The sequence below is a fragment of the Polaromonas sp. P1_G4 genome, assembly GCF_056405475.1.
Map to the genome: position 1 here is coordinate 1 of NZ_JBFUCA010000546.1, position 2,695 is coordinate 2,695.

Consider the following 2,695-nt stretch of genomic DNA (forward strand, 5'->3'; position numbering starts at 1 on the left):
CCCTTGAGGAGTTTTTCAATTCCACATTACTGAAAGTTCGAGATTTGTTCGGTGATTTGGCGTTCAAAATATTCTCGCGCACCAAAGTCGTCGAAAGCAAATTTAACGCTGCACTCTATGACGCAGAGATGGTCGCAGTAGCTCAACTGCAAGCAGAAAAGAAGAAACTCAATATTGCTGCCAAGACTGTGCAGGATCGCCTAGGCCAGCTATTTTCTGAAGACGAAGCCTTTCGCAGATCGATAAGTGTCGCCACTAGCGACGAGCAACAAGTACGCTTACGAGTGCAAAAAATCAAAAGTATCTTGGTTTGATCTCATGGCTTACAAGCAGAGTCGCGCCTTGCGCGAGTTCAAAGTTCATATCAAGGGATATAGGGATGTATTGGCCAAAGCCGATCGTCAAATTACAGAACCCATCATTCGCCAGTACGTGATTTCGGCAGCAGTATTCCTTGGTCATGGGTCATTTGAGAATTTCATAAAGGATCTTTTTGACATCTTCGCGCGATGCATCTCAACACCAGGCACTGAGTCCAAAAAGATTCCGCTTGATCTACGAATGTTTCTGGTTTCTCAGAATCTACAGCTAGAAAAACACTATGCAAATTATCAAGCCTCTGGGGACGAGCGCCGCCTTTTGCAAGGTCTTGGGTCGATGACAAAATCACCGAAGAAGGCTCTTCTTCAGGATACGGATCAGACCCCCGCAATTGCCGGCTCAGAGATTCTGCTAACCAAGTCCTATCCCTCCGCTGAGAACCTTGATAGAGTTTTTGCTCGCATAGGGATATCGAAGATATTTCACTCAACCAATGCTGTACTGAGAGCAGACAGCGCGCTCATACTAAAGGGATTTGCAGACAAACGTACGGAACTAGCACACAACGCAGTAATGCCAGGAACTAGCGCGAAAGACATTCGAGACGAACTTGCAAAGGTGGAAAAATTTGTGACCGCGATTGATCGAGTTATATACAAGCATGTAACCGACTTGATTGGCCAAGCGACGTGGTATTCCACGGCGACCTAGCGGATCGATTGATTGCTCAACTGAGACGCGTCGCTCCTCTCTTTAATTTGCGAATGACTTCCCCCAACTTCAGCCCCGCGGCAGACCGCAACAAGCAGCCCATCCTCGATGTCCTGCGCGAGATCTTGTCCGCGAGCGGCAACGCACTCGAAATCGCCTCAGGCACAGGCCAGCATGTCGCCTGGTTTGCCGCAGCCCTTCCGCAATGGACRTGGCAGCCCACTGATGCGATTCCTGCCTCCATGGACTCCATTGCAGCCTACGTAGCCGAGCGGGGCTTGGACAATGTGTGCCCTCCCCTCGTGCTCGACGTGATGGCGCCCGAGTGGCTGCCAGGCGATTCAAAGTTTGACCTGATCTACTGCGCCAACATGCTGCACATCTCGCCCTGGGCGACTTGCGCGGCGTTGATGCAGGGCGCTGCACGCTACCTGGCGCCGGGCGGCGTGCTGGTGACTTATGGGCCGTATCTGGAAGACGGTGTGCCTACGTCTGAAGGCAACCTCAACTTTGACCAGAGCCTGCGCGCGCAAGATCCCACTTGGGGCATCAGGCGCAGGGAAGATGTAGAGCTAGAAGCCGGGCAAGCCGGCCTGCAGTTGCAAGCCCGGCACGCCATGCCGGTCAACAACCTGCTGCTGGTCTGGGGAAAATCACAGCAGTCGGCAAAACATTAACCGCGCACTCGCCGGCGGAAAACTGAATTCGCTATTATTTCTATAGCTGCTCGCGCTTTCCCATCAAGGGCTGCAGCATCATTTCAAATAAATTCTCGTTCTAACCCGGTTAGCGTGGCGATCAGCGGCTTTTCTCAACCGGGTTGGCGGTCAACCAATTGGCCGGATAGGCCCGCATGAACTCCCTGGCCTTTTCCGTGCGGGCGCTGAGCCAGGCATCGTAGGCGCCTTCGTTCAGAATCGCCAGCATCCGTTTTTCGTTGCCGGGCTGCTGGTACCGGCTCATCAGGGCGTGGCTGTTGGCATTCACCGTGAGCAAGGTGTAGCTGACGATGACTTCGCCATCCGCGCCTGTCCAGCTCTCCCACAGGCCCGCCACACCCAGGGGTTGGCCATCTACCCGGGCAATGCGGGTGGGCACGGCCTTGCCGCTGCGCCAATCGTCTTCCATAAACGCCATCATGGGCACGATGCAGCGCTGCCCGGCCAGCCAGGCATCGCGGAAGTTGCTCGACGTGGTGACGGTTTCCGAGCGGGCATTGACCAGCTTGGTCGAACGCAGTTTGGCGTCTGAAGCCGACTTGACCCAGCGCGGCACCAGGCCAAACTGCCCGGTCACCAGCTCGTGCGAAAGCAGCGCTCGCGGGAGCTTTTCAGCGCCTGTGGGCTCGTCAACCTCTTCGGCTTCCCCAGCTTCTTCGGCTTCATCGACTTTTATCGCTCGGATAAAAACACCCGGCTTGCGCGGCCACACATTGCGTTCCACGGGCGAATCCGGGGCGGCCACGCCGAAGGCATCGGTATAAAGCGTCGCGGTTTTGATGCTCTCGTATTGGGTACTCATGCGGCGATGCTATCGCAGTGCCGCTACCGGGGCATGGTCCAATGACACCCATGCCCAGCCCCAGCTTCACTCCGCCCACCCCAACCGGCATGCCGCCACGCTTGATTTGCTTCAACAAACCCTATGGCGTACTGAGCCAGTT

Annotated in this window: 3 protein-coding genes and 1 pseudogene; 3 read left to right on the forward strand and 1 reads right to left on the reverse strand. The window is 55.2% G+C overall.

The window, feature by feature from the left end:
- From AC1D1X_RS20260 to AC1D1X_RS20270, 3 genes and pseudogenes are all read left to right on the forward strand, one after another.
- Positions 1–314: pseudogene (locus AC1D1X_RS20260) on the forward strand (DUF262 domain-containing protein); the annotation flags it as partial.
- Positions 315–342: 28 nt separating this feature from the next.
- On the forward strand, positions 343–1,032 hold the full coding sequence (locus AC1D1X_RS20265; RefSeq protein WP_477699006.1) for a HEPN domain-containing protein: 690 nt from the start codon (positions 343–345) through the stop codon (positions 1,030–1,032).
- Between the two features lie 53 nt (positions 1,033–1,085).
- Positions 1,086–1,709 (forward strand): DUF938 domain-containing protein, encoded by a 624-nt coding sequence (locus AC1D1X_RS20270; RefSeq protein WP_477671531.1) that lies wholly within the window; start codon positions 1,086–1,088, stop codon positions 1,707–1,709.
- 121 nt (positions 1,710–1,830) lie between these two features.
- Here AC1D1X_RS20270 and AC1D1X_RS20275 read toward each other — a convergent pair whose 3' ends face one another.
- Positions 1,831–2,553, reverse strand: a complete 723-nt coding sequence (locus AC1D1X_RS20275; protein ID WP_477671530.1) for an SOS response-associated peptidase — start codon at positions 2,551–2,553, stop codon at positions 1,831–1,833.
- Positions 2,554–2,695: the final 142 nt, after the last annotated feature.

Coding starts and splice junctions, on each gene's coding strand:
- AC1D1X_RS20275 (WP_477671530.1), bottom strand. CDS start 2,553: ATGAGTACCCAATACGAGAGCATCAAAACCGCGACGCTTTATACCGAT.